The 18301-nt window shown below is 63.6% G+C and carries 16 protein-coding genes; 9 read left to right on the top strand and 7 right to left on the bottom strand.

Annotated features, from left to right (window positions below):
- Nucleotides 1-103 precede the first annotated feature (103 nt).
- The 5 genes from E8Q40_RS22065 to E8Q40_RS19815 all read left to right on the top strand — a co-directional run bounded on the left by E8Q40_RS22065 (nucleotide 104) and on the right by E8Q40_RS19815 (nucleotide 6707).
- Entirely contained in the window at nucleotides 104-2101 is a 1998-nt protein-coding gene (locus tag E8Q40_RS22065) for a hypothetical protein (protein ID WP_168197921.1), read from the top strand.
- Nucleotides 2098-3063: a trypsin-like serine protease gene (locus E8Q40_RS19830; protein WP_168197920.1), complete on the top strand. Its 966-nt coding sequence runs from the start codon at nucleotides 2098-2100 to the stop codon at nucleotides 3061-3063. Before E8Q40_RS22065 ends, E8Q40_RS19830 begins: the two co-directional genes overlap by 4 nt.
- Nucleotides 3060-3986 carry a serine protease gene (locus tag E8Q40_RS19825; protein WP_137046150.1) on the top strand — a complete coding sequence of 309 codons (927 nt, stop codon included), beginning with the start codon at nucleotides 3060-3062 and terminating at the stop codon, nucleotides 3984-3986. Before E8Q40_RS19830 ends, E8Q40_RS19825 begins: the two co-directional genes overlap by 4 nt.
- On the top strand, nucleotides 3955-6087 hold the full coding sequence (locus E8Q40_RS19820) for a trypsin-like serine protease (protein WP_168197919.1): 2133 nt from the start codon (nucleotides 3955-3957) through the stop codon (nucleotides 6085-6087). Before E8Q40_RS19825 ends, E8Q40_RS19820 begins: the two co-directional genes overlap by 32 nt.
- 263 nt (nucleotides 6088-6350) lie before the next feature.
- Nucleotides 6351-6707, top strand: a complete 357-nt coding sequence (locus E8Q40_RS19815; protein ID WP_246662933.1) for a ribbon-helix-helix domain-containing protein — start codon at nucleotides 6351-6353, stop codon at nucleotides 6705-6707.
- Between the two features lie 91 nt (nucleotides 6708-6798).
- On the opposite strand, the gene E8Q40_RS19810 is transcribed toward E8Q40_RS19815, so the two are convergent.
- The 7 genes from E8Q40_RS19810 to E8Q40_RS19780 form a co-directional block, all read right to left on the bottom strand.
- Nucleotides 6799-7344 carry a tetratricopeptide repeat protein gene (locus E8Q40_RS19810; RefSeq protein ID WP_137046148.1) on the bottom strand — a complete coding sequence of 182 codons (546 nt, stop codon included), beginning with the start codon at nucleotides 7342-7344 and terminating at the stop codon, nucleotides 6799-6801.
- 179 nt (nucleotides 7345-7523) lie between these two features.
- Nucleotides 7524-8597, bottom strand: a complete 1074-nt coding sequence (gene selD, locus E8Q40_RS19805) for a selenide, water dikinase SelD (protein WP_137046147.1) — start codon at nucleotides 8595-8597, stop codon at nucleotides 7524-7526.
- 12 nt (nucleotides 8598-8609) lie between these two features.
- Nucleotides 8610-9758: a cysteine desulfurase family protein gene (locus tag E8Q40_RS19800; RefSeq protein WP_137046146.1), complete on the bottom strand. Its 1149-nt coding sequence runs from the start codon at nucleotides 9756-9758 to the stop codon at nucleotides 8610-8612.
- Between the two features lie 3 nt (nucleotides 9759-9761).
- Complete coding sequence (locus tag E8Q40_RS19795) at nucleotides 9762-9998, bottom strand: sulfurtransferase TusA family protein (protein ID WP_137046145.1); 237 nt, start codon at nucleotides 9996-9998, stop codon at nucleotides 9762-9764.
- Between the two features lie 19 nt (nucleotides 9999-10017).
- The gene (locus E8Q40_RS19790) at nucleotides 10018-10413 is read right to left on the bottom strand and encodes a hypothetical protein (protein ID WP_137046144.1); all 396 of its coding nucleotides are present in this window, start codon (nucleotides 10411-10413) and stop codon (nucleotides 10018-10020) included.
- Between the two features lie 132 nt (nucleotides 10414-10545).
- The gene (locus E8Q40_RS19785; protein ID WP_137046143.1) at nucleotides 10546-11640 is read right to left on the bottom strand and encodes a transglutaminase-like domain-containing protein; all 1095 of its coding nucleotides are present in this window, start codon (nucleotides 11638-11640) and stop codon (nucleotides 10546-10548) included.
- 1 nt (nucleotide 11641) lies between these two features.
- Nucleotides 11642-12253 carry a TlpA disulfide reductase family protein gene (locus tag E8Q40_RS19780; protein WP_137046142.1) on the bottom strand — a complete coding sequence of 204 codons (612 nt, stop codon included), beginning with the start codon at nucleotides 12251-12253 and terminating at the stop codon, nucleotides 11642-11644.
- A gap of 314 nt (nucleotides 12254-12567) precedes the next feature.
- On the opposite strand from E8Q40_RS19780, the gene fdnG reads away from it, so the two are divergent.
- From fdnG to fdhE, 4 genes are all read left to right on the top strand, one after another.
- Complete coding sequence (fdnG, locus tag E8Q40_RS19775; protein WP_137046141.1) at nucleotides 12568-15642, top strand: formate dehydrogenase-N subunit alpha; 3075 nt, start codon at nucleotides 12568-12570, stop codon at nucleotides 15640-15642.
- A gap of 15 nt (nucleotides 15643-15657) precedes the next feature.
- Complete coding sequence (gene fdxH / locus E8Q40_RS19770; RefSeq protein ID WP_137046140.1) at nucleotides 15658-16605, top strand: formate dehydrogenase subunit beta; 948 nt, start codon at nucleotides 15658-15660, stop codon at nucleotides 16603-16605.
- Nucleotides 16602-17273 (top strand): formate dehydrogenase subunit gamma, encoded by a 672-nt coding sequence (locus E8Q40_RS19765; RefSeq protein ID WP_168197918.1) that lies wholly within the window; start codon nucleotides 16602-16604, stop codon nucleotides 17271-17273. The genes fdxH and E8Q40_RS19765 overlap by 4 nt, the downstream gene beginning before the upstream one ends.
- 108 nt (nucleotides 17274-17381) lie before the next feature.
- Complete coding sequence (gene fdhE / locus E8Q40_RS19760; protein WP_137046139.1) at nucleotides 17382-18299, top strand: formate dehydrogenase accessory protein FdhE; 918 nt, start codon at nucleotides 17382-17384, stop codon at nucleotides 18297-18299.
- The last annotated feature ends 2 nt before the right edge of the window (nucleotides 18300-18301 follow it).

The following is an 18301-nucleotide window of genomic DNA, read 5'->3' as shown; positions in this document are numbered from 1 at the left end:
TCATCCTTAGCGTTAATTCAGCATCCCGATTTCGGCACACGTAAAGGTAGCTAGAATGTACAAACTAAATCCGTAGTACATATTTACTACCGGGGGAGGTTCGATGATGGCAGGCGGCTTGTTGTCGACATCGCTGTTTCTGCGCGTGGCGCTCCCCGTCGCCCTCGCTTTTGTCGCCGTCGAGGGCGTGCAAGCGCAGCTCCGCGAACGGACGCAATTACAAGTGGTTCGCAACGCCGCGCCGCGCGTCGATGAGCGACCGTCGCCGCCGGCCGGCGAGCCCCCTTCACGACGTTTGTGGGAGTCCACCCCGGTCGGACCGCCGATGCTGCCGCCGGTGACGGAACCAGATGTCGCGCCTCCTGCCGTGGTCCGATCGCCATTGCCGCCTTCCGTGAGGGCCGAGCCGGTCATTCACACGCTCAACTTGATCCGCACTGCACCGGAACAGATCGGGCAAGTACCAGACCAGTTCATGTGGGTCCGCGACGGGCTGATGGCGGTGCGCGACCCGCTCGACAATGCTCTTGTGTTCTTCGACGACGACGGCCGCGTTCTCGGCCGCGCCAAATTCCCGGGTGGCTTCGACACCGAGGACATTGTCGGTCAGCCGACGGCGATCCGCCTGATAGACGCCGGTCATCGCATGCAGATCGCCATCCCGCGCAGCATTGACCCGGCCACCGCCACGACTTTGACGATCACGCCGAATGTTTCGGACGCCGCGCAGCGCGCGAGGCGGCTAATACGCCGGAACCCGCAGGAGCTTGTCGTCAACGACGAGCGGCAGAGCATCTCACATCCGCTCACCGTCCGCTCGCTCGCCGGCGGCCGGCTGGCACAGGCTCACGAAATATCGATCGGCAATGGCGACAACCGCTTCGTCGCCACCGAGGAAATCGTCGCGGTCAAGCCGGCCTTGCAGGTCCGCGTTTTCGTGCAGCGCTTCGACAAGGCCGGCCGGCTGACCGGCGTCGCCTATGTTCCGCTCGACAATTTCGAGGAAGTGCCGCGAAACTTCCTCGCCATCACAGCCGGCGGGTTGCTGCGCGTTCTGCGGCCGACAGGCGAGGGCGTCAAGATCGACGAATACGACTTCACCGCTCCGCCGCGTGGCAATCGTCGTCCAGGAGATACCGAACTGCGCGGTCTGTCGCGCAAGCTTCGAGAGATCGCGATCGATACGTCGGTGCAGGGCGACACCTCGACGCCGTTCAACGACAGCACCGAATCTGTGGAACTGGATGTCGCCGCACCAAAGATCACGCGCGCAAAAGTCCTGGAGAACGCACGAGCCTACCTGTCCGTCAACTGGGTTATGCAGCGCGAGAATTTCCTGCGCCCCGGCATCGAGAACCGTTGCGATCCGGCCCGTTCCTACATATGGCTCAGGCCGCGACACTTCTCCGAAGCTCTGATTGGCACGACGATAGGTCCTATGCCCTACCGCTGGGGCGGTGAGGACACACCGCAGACCTTCCGGACGCGCACCGAATGGGGCGCGCTCGCGGGCAGCCTCTGCACCTGCCGGCAGGCGGAATACAACTACTGCATCTTCGCCGACTCCGCCGGCGTCGACTGTTCCGGCTTCGTGTCGCGAGCCTGGGGCATCGAGAAGCGCGGTACCAGCGGCCTGCTCGATGTTGCTGTCGAAGTCGATAGCATCGACGCCCTCAAGCCCGGCGATGCCTTCGACTGGCCGCAGCGACACATCCGCCTGTTCACCGGATTTGTGCAAGGGGCCGCGACGACCTTCACGGTCCTGGAGTCGTCGACCCGCTACGAATGCGAGGGCGTGTGCGAACGCACCTACCGGCCGAGCGAGATGAACGGCTACAAGCTGATCCGCTACAAGGGCATTACCGAAAACGGCGCCGTTATCGCCACTGCCCCGAACGGCAGCGCCAAGCCAAATCAGAATGGCGAAGACCTCACGACCGGCACAGCGGCTGCGACCTCGCCCGCAACCAGCGATACAGCGGCGCCCGCCACCGCCCCCAAGGCCAGCCAACGGACGGCAGTAAGGAAGTCGCGAATCGTCGTGTCGCCGCGGCGCCTCGTGCGTGGCGTTCATATGGACGACAGGCGGAGGTCACAGTGACGCGCGCATTGCTCGCACTCGCTATATTCTTGTCACTGCTCGCCTTGCCCGAGCGAGGGTCGGCGATCTCGCGTGAGGAAGACATCCTTCGTGATCTCAACGAGACGTTCAAGGCACCTTCGACATTTCCACCAAACCCGGCACTGCGACCGTTGCCACGCGATAACGGTCGTACCTTGGCTCCGCTTGGGCCGGACGCCGGGTTCGGGACGGAGGTATCGCCGGAACCTGCGCCCGCGCGACTCCTCCCCTTTCTTGTCGCAATCGCGGAGGGCAAACGCTCGCTGCAGGAAAGCTATCTCTGTGCCGGCACACGCATTGCTCCGCAATGGGTTGTGACGGCGGCGCACTGCGTCTTCGCTTGGCGGCGGCGCTGGCCGGTCGACCCGCAGCCCTATGTGCTTTTCGATACATCGCGGCTGTCGCAGCCTGGTCCAAGAGCAGTCGTGACGAAAGTTGTCCCGCATCCGGCCTATAATCCCCGGACGTTAATGAACGACATCGCGCTCCTGCGCATCGACACGAAGAAGCGTGATTTCGGTCCGCCGCTGAAGCTCGAAGGGCCCCCGATCAGAACGCAATCTGGTCAGATCGCGCTCCTCGCCGGCTGGGGCGTCGCCAACCTCAGCCTAACGCGGCGTCAGCTCGGCGAGACGCAACAAGGGTTGGAAGCGGTAATTCGCGACGACGACTGTTTCGCCAACGGCAACTATTCGAGGCTTAAAGGCACCGGTGTGTTCTGCGCCGCATCACTGCTGCCTCATCATGACACCTGTTACCGTTTCGGTGGCGGTCCGCTCATCCTCTATGATGCCAAGGGTGTTCGCTATCTGGGTGGCATCGTGTCGTGGCCGGCGGTGTGTCCATCCGAGGTCGAGAAGACAAACGTCTATCTCGACGTCCAGCACTTCGTGCCGTGGATCAAGAGCGCGATCCAAGCCAATGGAGGGCCCGGCGAATGAGCGGATATCTTTCGCTACGCTGGTTCGCCGGCCCGCTTATGCTCGTTATCGCTGCGGGGATGGCATGTGCAGAAGAGGATCTCCAGCGCTCGCTGCCGCGCGTGGAAAACTTGTATGAGCGGCGTGTAGAGAGCTTGCGGTCGGCTAGTCCTGCACCGGCCTTTCAAGGTTTCGCCCGTATCGTGCCCGAGCGCGCGGTCAACAATATGGTGTCCATCGGTGTCGCCGGCGTGCCGCAGCAACAAGGGCATTTCTGCGGCGGGGTCTTGATCAATCCGCGCTGGGTCTTGACCGCGGCGCATTGCGTCGCCGCCGCGCGCGGGGATGGAACCGCGCGGGCGATGCCGATAGTGCCGGAGAAGCTGCAGATTCTTGTCGGAACGAACGTGCTGTACCGAGGCGGCGTGAGTAAGCCGGTCGTTCATGTCACGTTGCATCCCGACTATCGCGTCTCCGCGGGCGGCGTGCCGGAGAACGATCTTGCCTTGTTGCGGTTCGCCGAACCGTTACCGGGCACGCCGGCGTCGATCGCTTCCGATGAACTTGCGCAATCCGCACTGCGCGCCGACGACCGCGTGCTCATCATCGGCTGGGGCACTTCCTCATTCGCCGCCAACGCTCCCGTCTCCGGCAATCTGCTGTTGGCGGTGGTGCCTGTGGTCAGCCGCGACAGATGCAACGACGCTTATCGCGGCGCCGTTACCGATCGGATGTTTTGCGCCGGCATCGGTGTGGCCGACTCTTGTCAAGGCGACAGCGGAGGGCCGGCCTATGTTTACAACAGGCAAGGTACGGCGGAGCTAGCCGGTATCGTCAGTTGGGGTGCGAGCTGCACCGACAAGCGATATCCGGGCGTTTATGTCGCGCTGGCCGAGTATCGGGACTGGATCAATGGTACGATCAGCGCGACCGGAACCCAATAAACGCACCGGCCCTTGGCTGGCTGCGCTGCTTGCTCTGACCTGTGTCGGAGCGCCGGCCGCGCACGCGCAATATCAGACATGGATCGGTCCGCGCGTGCTCTATCCGCAGCCCACCGTGTTCACCAATCACGTCGCTATTCCTCTGGTGATGCGCGATGCCATTCAAAATATCGCCATCGGCACGCGCCTGCTTGCAGTCGGCCCGCGCATCATGGGCGGAGAGCCGGCGCCGCTGGGCGTCTACCCATGGATGGTGTCGATCGGACTCAAAGGCGTGGAGGCCCGTGACGGCCATTTCTGCGGTGGCTCGTTCATCGCGCCGAACTGGGTACTGACGGCGGCGCACTGCGTGCGCCCGGATTCGGCGCCGAAGATCCAGGTCTATGGCGAAAGCAATTTTCTCGAGACCGGTGGCAAGGTGTTCGCGGTCGACCGCGTGATCGTGCACGAGCGCTACGATGAGGATACGCGAGAGAACGATGTCGCGTTGCTGCGCCTGACGACCCGCTTCGGCGGTGAAGTTTTGCGCCTGCTTGCACCGACCGACGCAGAACGCCTCGCAGCCGTCGGCACATTGGCGGCGGCGGTCGGTTGGGGGTTGACCGCGGAAGGCACGCAAGCGGGAAATGCCCAGCGCGGCGTTACCGTTCAGGTCGTGTCCAATCAGACGTGTAACGGACTCGCCTCTTACGCCGACGTCGTTACCGACGGTATGGTCTGCGCTGGCTTTCCCGAAGGCGGCAAGGGCTCCTGTCAGGGCGACAGCGGCGGTCCGCTGACGGTTGGCGATGGTAAAGGCGGCCGCTATCAAATCGGTATCGTGAGCTGGGGCGAAGGCTGCCGGCGGCCCAACAAGTTCGGTGTCTATACGCGCGTCACCTCGGTATATCCGTGGATTATGGACCGCCTGGCCGGCAAACCGCAGCCGCCACGGCAAGCCAAGCCGCAGATCGCGCAGATGTCGTCTTTGCCGGCGCCGCCCACCGGTCGCATGGCGGCGAATCCGCCAATGTCAACGCAAACGCGCTCGGCCGCGTCCGCCACGTCGCCGCAGCCTCTTCAACTGGGACCGCGCTCACTCTATCCGCAAAGCACCGCAACGCCATCCGATGTGCCGCTCGTGATGCGCGACGCGCAGCAATATCTTCAGAACAGGACGCGCCTTCTGGCGCTGAAGCCGCGTATCATGGGCGGCGAGGCGGCGCCCGCCAATGCCTATCCGTTCATAGCCTCGATCAGCGTGCGCAATTCCAATCCGCGCGACGGTCATTTCTGCGGCGGCTCCTTCCTTGCCGCCGACTGGGTGCTGACCGCGGCGCATTGCGTCAAGCCGGAGCAGGCACCGAACATCCAGGTTTACGGTGGCAGCAACCAGCTCTCCGGTGGTGGCCGCATCTACGGCGTGAGCCGCATCATCGTTCATGAGGGCTACGACACCATCACGCAGGAGAATGACGTCGCGCTCCTGCAGTTGTCGCAGCGCGCTCGTGTCGCGACCGTCAATCCGCTGCCGGCCGCCGAAGCCGAGCAGTTTGCTGGTCCCGGCCGGAACGCCACCGCCATTGGCTGGGGCTATACGGCCGAAGGCGGCGACGTGCAGAACGTGCTGCGCCAGGTCGGCCTGCAGATCGTGTCGAATGAGGCCTGCAACGCGCCGAACGCCTATGCCGGCGGCATCACCCCCGGCATGCTGTGCGCCGGCTTTCGCGCCGGCGGCAAGGACTCCTGCCAGGGCGACAGCGGCGGGCCGCTCATCGTCGGCAATGGCGACGGCACCTTCTATCAGGCCGGTGTCGTGAGCTGGGGCGAAGGCTGCGGCCAGCCGAACAAATACGGCGTCTATACCCGCGTCTCGGCCTATCGCTCCTGGATCGCCGACCGCATCGCGGGCCGCGCGACAACCGCCGCTCGGACAGCGGCGCCGGCAACGCGCGTAGTCGCCCCGTCGTCACAGACCGGGCCAGCACCACAGCGCGCGCCGGCAACACAGCGCCTGCGCAACGGCGTTCCCAGCAACAGCCGTGCCGAGGCCGTGGTCGAGAAGAGGATCGCAGGAAAAGCTGCGAGGAAACTAGTGCGGCGTTACGTCAGTGAGCGGTAGCGTATTCACTTAATGCTGCTGGAAGGATACTACACGTTTAAGTTGAAAATGCATCTAACGGTATGCACGTAAATTCGATGCCATCCCGAGTGGTTCGCCCTTACCAGCGCCGTTTATTGTGGTCTTTAGAAGCGAGGTGCTCTGTTACTGATTGTAGCTAAAAACAGCGCCTTTTCCCGCAGGGCATCTGTGAAAATATCTGCAACTTTCGAGTGTGCCGTGCTATAGTACTAAGAACGAAATGTAATCAGTCGAGGCAAGCCATGACTGAAAAGCCATCGCGCAACGTTGACGGCCTCCGAGACGGCCCGCTGCCGCGCCCGGTACACAAACCGTCGCATCAGGAAAACAACGGCTATCTGCGTTCCCGCGTTCTCAAGCGTTCCATCGTCGTGGGGCGCCACAAGACCAGCGTCAGTCTCGAGGACGTGTTCTGGCAGGAGTTGCGCACGATCGCGCACGATCTCGGGCTGCATCTGTCGCAACTGGTCGCGCGCATCGATGCCGAGCGGCAACATGGCAATCTGTCGTCGGCCATTCGGCTCTTCGTTTTCGAACAGCGCCGCAAGGCGCCCGAGACCCAGCCGCATGACGAACATCATGCGGGCATGACGCCATAAGCGCCAGTGCTGTGCGAGGGAGCGACCGCCGCCTGTCGCGGCCATATCAAGTCGCACAGGATCTGATCCACGCATCGTCGTGGTTCGGCGCCTACCTCTCCGGCAGGCCCGCGGCGGTCATGAACTGGATTTGTTGGTCGGACGATTCCTTGAATGCCGGGCTCGCATTCTTCATCGGTGGTGCCACGGTGAGTGCCGTTGTGCCGGGCCGCAGCTTCAGTCCTTGCTGCATGGCCGCCCGGGCTTCGTCGGTTCGACCCAATTGCTGGTAGGCCGCGGCCAGAAGCATGTGCGTGCGTCCGGTGGCCGGTGTTATGGCAATCGAGCGCTGCAGCCAGGGCACGGCGGACTCGGCGTCGCCGAGGACGAGATAGGCCCATCCGACACCGACCAGCCAGGTCCAGCGCGAGACTGGCGGCGTGTCGTATCGATCGGCCAACCGAAACGTCGCAAGCGCGTCCTCGAAACGGCCGAGATGCATTTGGCCGAGCCCGACCAGGAAGTGCGCGAGGCCGTTCCAGGGATCGAAGCTCAGCGTCCGCGCGCAGGTGACGAGGCTTTCGGCGAAATGGTTGGTGGCGCTGAGGAAGCGGCAGTAGGTTTCGCCGACAAAAACTTTCGGCCAGATCGTCTCCATCAACTCCTGTTTGGAGAGCGCCCGGCCCGCTGCCGATCCAGTTCGAACCCGTCAAAACGAAAAACCATAATCCCCGTCCGCGGGTTCCGCCCCGCCGATGCGGTACGCATAGCGCAAAAATCTTAAACTAGAACGCAAAACAGCAAATATCAGAAAACTTCAGAACGCTTTCATGGTCTTCAAAAGGCGGAAGAGTCGACGCTCACCAGCGGCTCGCCGGCCTCGATGCTGCCGATAATGCGCGCGGCGGGATAGCCGGCGGTCACGATGTCCTGGAGCAGGGTGTCGGCCTTGTCCGGTGCGCAGGAGATCAGCAGTCCGCCCGAGGTTTGCGGATCGCACAGGATCTGGCGCTGCCAGTCCGGCGTGCCGTCCGGCAGCTTGATCGCGGAGTCATAGCTCTTCCAGTTGCGCCCCGAGGCGCCGGTTACGAAGCCCTGCTGCGCCAGGCTCACGGCATCCTTGAGCAGCGGCAGTGCAGACGCCTTCACATTCACCGTCACGCCGGAGCCGCGTGCCATTTCCAGCGCATGGCCGAGCAGGCCGAATCCGGTGACGTCGGTGACGGCATGGACATCCGGATTGCCGCCGAGCGTCGCGCCGATCTTGTTGAGCAACGTCGTCGAGGCGATGAACTCGCCATAGGCCTCGGGCGATAGCGCGCTCTTCTTGAACGCCGCCGAATAGATGCCGACGCCGAGCGCCTTGGTGAGGATCAGTGTGTCGCCGGGTTTGGCATCGGCGTTGCGGCGGATATGAGCCTTCGGCGCGGTACCAATGACGGCGAGGCCGTAGATGGGCTCTGGTGAATCGATGGAGTGGCCGCCGGCGATGGGAATGCCGGCCGCCTCGCACACCGACGCGCCGCCTTCGAGAATCTGCCGCACCATCTCCGGCGGAATCTTGTCGACCGGCATGCCGAGAATGGCGAGCGCGAAAATAGGCGTGCCGCCCATCGCATAGACGTCGGAGATGGCATTGGTCGCGGCGATGCGGCCGAAGTCGCGCGGCTCGTCTACCATCGGCATGAAGAAGTCGGTGGTCGCGATGATGCAAGTCGGGTTGCCAGTTCCGTTATCCAGCTCCCACACCGCGGCATCGTCGCCGGTTTCGACGCCGACCAGCAACTGCTTGTAGGGCGTTGCCACCGGATGACTCGACAACAACTGCTGCAGCACCGACGGCGCCAGCTTGCAGCCGCAGCCGCCGCCGTGGGACAGATGGCTGAGCCTGATCGGTTGCATGAAATTCATGAGCCTTGCTCCTTAACCTGCTTTCCGGCGCAGGTTCTGTTCTGTGAGGGCGTGCCATGCTTCCGCGAGCCGCTCGGCGGCGGCATCGACGTCGCTTTCGGTCGTGTGCCGTCCAAGCGACAAACGCACGGTGCCGAGCGCGGCCTCGCGCGGAATGCCGAGCGCCAGCAGGATGGCCGACGGCTCTTCGCTGTCGGAATGGCAGGCCGAGCCGTTCGAGGCGAGAACGCCGGGGCAATTCGCCAGCAACTGTCGGCCCGAGACGCCGGGAAACAGCACGTTCAATGTATTGGGCAGCCGCCGCTCGCGGTCGCCGACCAAGGCTAGGCCGGTCACATTATATATAAGGCGCTCGAGCAGCCGGGCGCTGAGCGCCCGCAGGCGTGGCTCGACCTCCGGCAAGGCCTCCTGAGCCAGCCGGCAGGCTTCGCCGAGCGCCACCATATAGGGCACGTTTTCGGTGCCGGGGCGGCGACCGTTTTCCTGGCCGGCGCCGACCAGCAACGGCGGCAGCGCAACGCTGCGCCTGATATAGAGAACGCCGACGCCCTTCGGCGCATAAAGCTTGTGTCCGGCGATGGACAACAGGTCAGCGCCGAGCGCCGTTACGTCGACCGGCACCTTGCCGACCGATTGTGCCACGTCGACATGCACCAGCGCGCCGGCAGCATGGGCGATGGCCGCAATTTCCGCGACCGGCTGCAGCGTACCGATCTCGTTCTGCGCATGAATGATGGTGACGAGCGCGGTGTCGCTGTCGATCAGCGCGCGCGCTTCCGCGGCATCGACAAGACCCGCCGCCGAACTTTTCAGCCGCTTGACGGTGAAGCCTTGTTTCGCCAGCACCGCACAACAGGAATCGGTCGCCGGATGCTCGATATTGGTGGTGACGATCGTGCGCCGCGCGCTCATCGCCGCCGCCCCGCGGATCGCCATGTTGCTGGCTTCGGTGCCACCGCTCGTGAACACGATTTCGTCCGGCGCGGCGCCGATCAGCGAAGCGACCTGGGCGTGTGCCTTGTCCACGGCCGCATGGGCGGCGTGGCCGAGCGCGTGAGCGGAAGAGGGGTTGCCGAAATGCTCCCTGAGGTAAGGTAGCATCGCCTCGAGCACGGCGGGCTCGATCGGTGTCGTCGCATTGCTGTCGAGATACACCGCCACGGCTCAACCGCTCTTCTCGATGGTGAAGATATAGAGGTCGTCGCGCTTCTCCCGCGCGACCAACCGGTGGCCGGTTTGATTGCAGAAATGCGGAACGTCAATAACGGTGAGGGGGTCGGTGCATTCGAGCGTCAGCCGGGCGCCGGCTTCCATGCCGCGCAGCACCTTCTTGGCGCGCAGCACCGGCTGCGGGCAGCGCAGGCCGCGCAAGTCGAGGGCGATAGCGGAGGGCGCGTTCACCGCCCCCCCCGAAAAATGCTTATTCCGGCGTCTGGTTGGCCGGGAAGCGCGTCGGCGGTCCCTTGAGATCGACGCCGGTCGCCATCAGCGGCTGGTCCTTGGCCGCTTCCGAATTTGGCGAGAGAGTCTTGGTGTCGTCCGAGGCCGCGCCGGTCGTCCCTTTGCTCGCGTCGCCCTGTTCGGTCAGCGTGTTGCTGGTGCCGATATGCGAGCCGCCGGTGCCGCCGGTCCAGCCGGTCGAGCCCATATTCTCCGGCTTTGTGCCGCTGTCGTTGCCGGTCTGCGGCGTGTGCGATTGACTTTCCCGCGGCTGCTGCGCTGCCGGTTGCTCCGATGGCTGTTGCTGCGCGATGGCAGCGCCGCTGATGATCGTCGAGGCCAAAATGGTGGATAGCAATACTGCGCGCATATTCATGGCATGCTCCTGTCCGTGGTCGCATGACCAACAGAGAGGAGCGCCCCCGAGTTCCACCGCACACGGGGGCGTGAACAGGCCGGGTGCCGCGCGTGCGGCACCCGCTCTTTCGTGCAATTGACAAAAACCGCGTCACGCCGCCGTCTGTTCCTTCGCCATGATCGTGTATTTGAACGTATCCGGGTCGAGGCAGTCGAGCCGGTTCGGGCCGCACTCGGCCTGCGGATACATCAAAAAGCCTAGCTTAGGCCCGGTCGCGCCCGGCAACGAGATGTCATGCGCGAAATTATAGGCCAGCCAGTTGCCCTCCCAGGCGCCGAACAGCTTCTGCCGCGCATCGACCACCTTCGGGTCGTTGAGCGCGAGGTTGGCCGGCGGCTCCTCGAGCACGACCTTGCGCACGTCAGCCGGGTCGACTGGTACCCAGCCGATGCCGGCCAGATGCACTTCGGCGCGGCAGTGCTGCGCCTTGGTGACGAGTTCCGAACCGGCGCCCAGGCTCTTGTAGCCGAACTTCGACGGCGCGACGCGAATGCCGTAGACATCGCGTGCCGGCAAGCCCTGCGAACGGGCGAGGCCGACATAAAGCGCGTTGAGATCGGCGCATTTGCCGGTGAGGTTGCCGGTCTTGAGCATCGAAGCGATATCGCCGATGCCGCAGCCGCGTGTCTTCGGATTGCGCTGCGTATTGTCGACAATCCATTCGTAGATCGCGCGCGCCTTTTCGACATCGGTTTTGGCGCCAGCCACGATCTTGTCCGATGTCTCCTTGACGATGCCGCCGGTCGGAATGAGGTCGGTGCCCTCGGTGTAGTGCTTACGTTCGGCGGCCGTCAGTTGCGCGCTGCCGGACTTGCCGAGATCGACAGCGCGGTCACGCGTCGCGATGCGGCTGGTGACGGTGATGGCGGGCGCGGCTTCGCCGTCCTTCCATTCGACATGGACGAATTCGGCGCCGTATTTGGCGTCGCGCTTGAGCGCGGCAGTGCCGTTCGTGGTCCACTGGCTGCCCAGTGACTTGAACCAGTCGGCCTCGTTCACGGCGGGCACCGGCACCCAGGCCTGCGTCTTGCCTTCCGGCTTTGCGATTTCGAGCTTGGTGACGAGGTCGAAAGTGCGCCAGGCGCCGGGCTGCGGGTTGAAGGCGGCCGAGGCAAAGCGCGGCAGGCCCGCGGTCAGCGTCACGGCAGCGCCGGCTTTCAGCAAGGTGCGACGGTCGAGATACATCTTAGTGTCCTCCCTGGGTGACTGACGATTGTTGCAAAACGTCTTTTTCGGGCCGGGACAACCGGCCGATCAGTTGCTTCGGCTCGATGGTGTCCCAGGCGAAATCGGATTCGACGATCAGGCGCGCCCGATGCCGCGCATCGAGAACGATGGTCGAGGGTAGGGTGGAAACCGACCACGCCCGGGCGACCGCACGGTCCCGATCCACCAGGACTGGAAAGCTGACGCCGGTCTCGTCGAGCAGGCGGCGCAGCCGCGAATCGGTATCGGCGACGGCGACCGCCACGACCTTCAGGTCAGGCGCGCCGCGTTCGGCGAGGCGCTTGAGCGCCGGCAGTTCGTCGCGGCAGGGCTCGCACCAGCTGGCGAAGAAGTGGACGAGGACGGCGTCGCCGCGCTGGCTGCCGAGGCTAAAAGTCGCGGCGTTCGGCGCGCCGACTTGCGCAAGGTCGAAGGCAGGAGGGGTTGGTTCGGTCCAGGGAACGAGGCCTGCGGCGCATGCCGACACAGGCATAACCAAAACAACGGCGGCTGCTATCGCCGCGCCCGCCAGTCCGATCGAGAACCATTGCCACGATACGCCCCGATACTCGGGAGCAGCATGTGAAATCACGGCGTGGAGTGTGCTCTCGCTCAGGTCGAACGGTCAATGACCAAAAGGACTCGGCGGTGTCGGACAGTCACAACAAAAATATAATTCTGACGCGGTCCTGAGTCTCGTCGACTCAAATTATGATCGCGGCGCCTCTATTGCATTGCAACATAACACAAAATTGCACCTTCAGAACCGGCGCGAGTTTGACTTTGTTCCAGTTCAAAAATACCGTCCCAAAGCGCGCCGTCGCGCGCCGTTTCGCATGCCGGAGGGTCATGCGAGCGACAGTCGTCCCCCGGCGGGGGCTAAGCTCTCAAAGGAGGGCCAAGACGATGAATATGGAGCTCTCGCGGCGCCAATTTTTGAAAGGCGCAAGCGCGGGTGTTGCCGGCACAACTCTGGGTGCATTGGGCTTCGGTGATATCGAAGCCGCCTATGCGACGTCGATCAGGCCATGGAAACTCGCGAATCTGGCCGAGACCCGCAACACCTGCACCTACTGTTCGGTCGCCTGCGGCATCATCATGTATTCGAAGGGCGATCTCAAAAAGGGCCAGAAGGCCGAGATCGTTCACATCGAAGGCGATCCGGATCACCCGACCAACCGCGGCACCTTGTGCCCGAAGGGTGCCGGTCTCCTCGACATCGTTCACGCCAAGACACGCACGCTCTATCCGCAGGTCCGCAAGCCGGGCTCGGACAAGTGGGAGCGCGTGTCCTGGGATCAGGCGCTCGATCGCGTCGCGCGGCTGATGAAGGACGACCGCGACAAGAATTTCGTCGCCAAGAACGCCGACGGCACCACCGTCAACCGGTGGCTGACCACTGGCTTCCTGGCGGCTTCGGCGACCTCGAACGAAACCGCCTGGGCCACCTACAAAGTGGTCCGCAGCACGGGGATGCTGGCATTCGATAACCAGGCAAGAGTTTGACACGGACCGACGGTGGCCAGTCTGGCCCCAACATTCGGTCGCGGTGCGATGACGAACTCTTGGACGGATATCAAGAATACCGACCTCGTCGTTATCATGGGCGGCAATGCCGCCGAGGCGCATCCTTGCGGCTTTAAGTGGGTCACGGAGGCGAAAGCCAACCGCGGCGCCAAGCTGATCGTCGTCGATCCGCGCTTCACGCGCTCGGCGTCGGTCGCCGATTACTATGCGCCGATCCGTCAGGGCACGGACATCGCGTTCCTGCTCGGTGTGATGAACTACTGCATCCAGAACGACAAGGTGCAGTGGGAATACACGAAGAACTTCACCAATGCCTCCTATGTGGTGAAGGAAGGCTTCGGCTATCAGGACGGTTTGTTCACCGGCTATGACGAAGCCCGTCGCGATTACAACCGCTCCACCTGGGACTACGAGCTGGGCGAAGACGGCTTTGTCAAATCCGACATCGACCATCCGCGTAGCGTCTGGAACCTGCTGAAGAAGCACGTCTCGGTCTATACGCCTGAGATGGTCGAGCGCATTTGCGGCACGCCGAAGGACAAGTTCCTGAAGGTGGCGCAGATGATCTCGGAGTGCTCGTCGCCGACGAAGACGATGACGTCGATGTACGCGCTCGGCTGGACCCAGCATTCCAAGGGTTCGCAGAACATCCGCTGCATGGCGATGCTCCAGCTCATCCTGGGCAATATCGGCGTGCGTGGCGGCGGCATGAACGCCTTGCGCGGTCATTCCAACATCCAGGGTCTGACCGACCTCGGCCTGATGTCGAACCTGATCCCTGGGTATCTCGCGATCCCGACGGAGAAGGAGGCGTCGTTCGACCAGTACATGTCGACCCGCGGCTTCAAGCCGTTGCGGCCAAACCAGATGAGCTACTGGCAGAACTACAAGAAGTTCTTCGTGAGCTTCCTGAAGTCGATGTGGGGCGATAACGCAACGCCGGCCAACAACTTCGCCTATGACTATCTGCCCAAGCTCGACGTGCCGGCCTACGACGTGCTGCGCATCTTCGAACTGATGCATCAGGGCAAGGTGAACGGCTACTTCTGCCAGGGCTTCAACCCCCTGCTGTCGTTCCCGAATCGCGCCAAGCTCACCGCGGCGCTCTCCAAGCTGAAGTACCTCGTCGTCATGGATCCGTTGCAGACGGAGACGGCGCGGTTCTGGGAGAACCACGGCGACTTCAACAACGTGAACTCGGGCTCGATCCAGACCGAAGTGATCGAGCTGCCGACCACGTGCTTTGCCGAGGACGAAGGATCGCTGACCAACTCGGGCCGCTGGCTGCAGTGGCACTGGGCCGGCGGTACCCCGCCCGGCGAAGCCAAGCCCGATTCCTGGATCATGGCGCAGATTCACCTGCGTCTGAAAAAGCTCTACCAGCAGGAGGGCGGCGCCTTCGCAGAGCCGATCCTCAAGTTGGATTGGCGCTACAAGGATCCGGGCGACCCGACGCCGGAAGAACTGGCCAGGGAAGTCAACGGCTCCGTCCTCGCCGACGTGCCGGACCCGAACGATCCGACCAAGCTCGTCCTGCAGAAGGGCAAGCAGGTCGTGTCCTTCGCCGCTCTGCGCGACGACGGCTCGACCGCCTGCGGCTGCTGGATCTACTCGGGCAGCTACAACGAGGCGGGCAACAACATGGCCCGCCGCGACACCTCGGACCCCGACGAAACCGGCGCCTATCTCAAATGGGCGTGGTCGTGGCCGGTCAACCGCCGCATCCTCTACAATCGTGCGTCGGCGGATCTGAACGGCAAGCCGTGGGATGAGAGCCGCAAGCTGTTGTGGTGGGACGGTGCCAAGTGGACCGGCTACGACGTGCCGGACATCGGCCCGACCATGAAGCCCGACGTCGTCGGTCCCTTCATCATGAACCCGGAGGGCTCGGCCCGCCTGTTCACCCGCGGCATGATGCGCGACGGTCCGTTCCCGGCTCACTACGAGCCGTTCGAATCGCCGGTCGCCAACGTCATCGCCCCGAAGGTGCGGGGCAACCCGGCCGCCCGCGTGTTCAAGGGCGACATGGAGCAGTTCGGCGAGGCCAAGGACTTCCCCTATGCGGCGACGTCCTACCGTCTCACCGAGCACTTCCACTTCTGGACCAAGCATTCGCAGTTGAACGCGTCCATGCAGCCGGAGTTCTTCGTCGAGATCAGCGAACAGCTGGCCGCCGAGAAGAGCATCAAGTCCGGCGGCTGGGTGCGGGTGTGGTCGAAGCGCGGATCGGTGAAGGCGAAAGCCGTCGTCACCAAGCGCATTCAGCCGCTCACCTGCGACGGCAAGACGGTGCATATCGTCGGCATCCCCCTGCATTGGGGATTCATGGGCGAAACGAAGAAGGGTTTCGGTCCCAATTCGCTGACGCCTTTCGTGGGAGACGCGAACATCGAGACGCCGGAATACAAGGCGTTCCTCGTTGACATCGAGTCGATCCCCGGACCGGTCGCGTAAGGGGAGGGCAGAACAATGGTCAGCTTCATTCTCCCTCCCGCTCCAACCGGCAACGTCAAGCCGACTTACGGTCAGGAAGACCTGGTCAAGCGTTCGGCATCGAACATCTCGCCGCCGGCGAAACAGCTCACGCCGGTGGCCAAGCTCATCGACGTGTCGAAGTGCATCGGCTGCAAGGCCTGCGAGGTGGCTTGCCTCGAGTGGAACGACATGCGCACGCCCGTGGGGATCAACCACGGCGTCTATGACAATCCGCTCGACCTGACGCCCGAGATGTTCACGACGATGCGCTTCACCGAATGGGTCAATCCGGAAACGAAGAATCTGGAATGGCTCATCCGCAAGGATGGCTGCATGCACTGCGCCGATCCGGGCTGCCTCAAGGCCTGCCCGGCGCCCGGCGCCATCGTGCAGTACTCCAACGGCATCGTCGACTTCGATCACGACAAGTGCATCGGTTGCGGTTATTGCGTGAAGGGCTGCCCCTTCAACATTCCCCGCATCAGCAAGGTCGATAACAAGGCCTACAAGTGCACTCTGTGCTCGGACCGTGTGGCCGTCGGCCAGGGTCCGGCTTGCGCGCGGGCTTGCCCGACGCAAGCGATCGTGTTCGGCACCAAGGACGAAATGAAGAAGCACGCCGAGGGCCGCATCAAGGACCTCAAGTCGCGCGGCTTCAAGAATGCCGGCCTTTACGACCCGCCGGGCGTCGGCGGCACCCACGTGATGTACGTCCTGCATCACAACGACCAGCCACATATCTATGCGGGACTTCCGGACAATCCGCGCATCAGCCCGATCGTGGAATTGTGGAAGGGCGCCACCAAGTACGCCGGCCTCGCGGCCATGGCGGCCTTCGCGGCGATCGGCGTGATCCACCACCTCGTCACCGGACCTAACAAGGTTTCGGAGGAAGAGGAACGGAAGGCCGAAGAACTGGCTGGAAAGGGGAAGGCGTCATGACGGCTTACGATGTCGAGCGGGGTGACGCCATCCATCCGGGTCATCCGGTGAAGGTCGACCGCTACACGGCGAGCGCGCGCGCTAATCACTGGGTCACGGCAACCTGCCTGATCCTGCTCGCGCTCTCCGGTCTGGCGCTGTTCCACCCGAGCCTGTTCTTCCTCACCGGCCTGTTCGGCGGCGGACAGTGGACGCGCGCGATCCATCCCTGGATCGGCGTGGTGCTGTTCTTCTCTTTTGCCGGCTTGTTCGTCCGATTCTGGCGGGCGAACCTGTGGTCTTCGGAAGACGGCACCTGGATGGCGCGGCTCGCCGATGTGCTTGGCGGCCGCGAGGAGCGGTTGCCGGAAGTCGGCAAGTACAATGCCGGCCAGAAGATCGTGTTCTGGTCGATGTCGATCCTGATCATCACATTGATCGTGAGCGGCATCCTGATCTGGGACCAGTACTTCGCGGCCTATTCGACGGTCGAAACCAAGCGTTTCGCTGTGCTGATCCACGCGCTCGCGGCGGTGACGATCATCTGTGTCTGGATCGTCCACGTTTACGCGGCGATCTGGGTGCGGGGAACCATCAGCGCCATGACGCGGGGCCAGGTGTCCGGCGGCTGGGCCTGGCGGCATCACCGCAAATGGCTCCGCGAGCTGGCTGGCGGCCCGAAGTCTTAAAAATAAAGGCGTGGCGCTTTCGGAGCGCCACGCCTAAATAAGAAGCCCAGATAAAAACAAGCCGGTCGCATATCAGTTAAGACACGTGGCCCGGAGGGTTCGTGAATTATGAGTGGTAGTGTTGGCGCGCCCCGGCATGAGCCGGTTCCGATCGGTCAGATCGCCGAGCCGCCCTTTGTCAGACTTCCCGATCCCACAACCCTCTTCGCGTTGCGCGCTCACCGTTTCCATTCGCTGGCGACGGAGCATCAGCTCGGCCCCTATCTGAACTTCCTCGGGCAGTTGAGCGGCATCCAGCACAATCTGCAGGACGGTCTGCCCGAGCCGGACATGCCGGCCGACGCGGTGCTGGTGCGCGCTCGCGAGCACGCCATGCCGCCGCTCGACCGTACGCGGTTCACCGCCGACGAGGCCTACGACACCACGCTCGCCCGGCTGTTCGCCCAGTCGAAGGACATGGAAATGCCGGACGCCGCGCGGGCCGCGCTCGAGCGCGCCGCGACCGCCAGCGAAGGCCAGCGCGCCGCCATGGCGAGCGCGGTGCTCTCCGATCGCGTTCCGGTCGAAGCGCTGGCGGACCATATTTATGTCGCCGCCGCGCTGCAGGTTCATTTCGCACGCATGGCGGCGCGGCTCGAGCCGAAGAAACTCGTTCCTGTCGGCGACGGCGCCTGTCCGTGCTGCGGCGGCCCGCCGGTTGCGTCGCTGGTCGTTGGCTGGGAAGGCGCGCACAACACGCGTTACTGCGTCTGCTCGCTGTGCGCGACGAGCTGGAACTACGTCCGCATCAAATGCACTCTGTGCGGCGAGACCGGCGGCATCGGTTATCAGCATGTCGAGCATGACAAGCAGATTCGCGCCGAGACCTGCGACAAGTGCCACGGCTACGTGAAGATCATGCAGCAGGTGGCCAACCCCGCGCTGGACCCGGTGGCCGACGACGTGGCCAGCCTGGCGCTCGATCTTCTGGTGCGCGAGGGTGGCTATCGGCGCGGCGCGGTTAACGCCTTCATGCTCGGCTATTGAGG

The sequence above is a fragment of the Pseudolabrys sp. FHR47 genome (genome assembly GCF_005153485.1).
Taxonomy (GTDB): Bacteria; Pseudomonadota; Alphaproteobacteria; order Rhizobiales; family Xanthobacteraceae; genus Pseudolabrys.
This window is presented reverse-complemented; position numbering and strand designations above follow the sequence as displayed.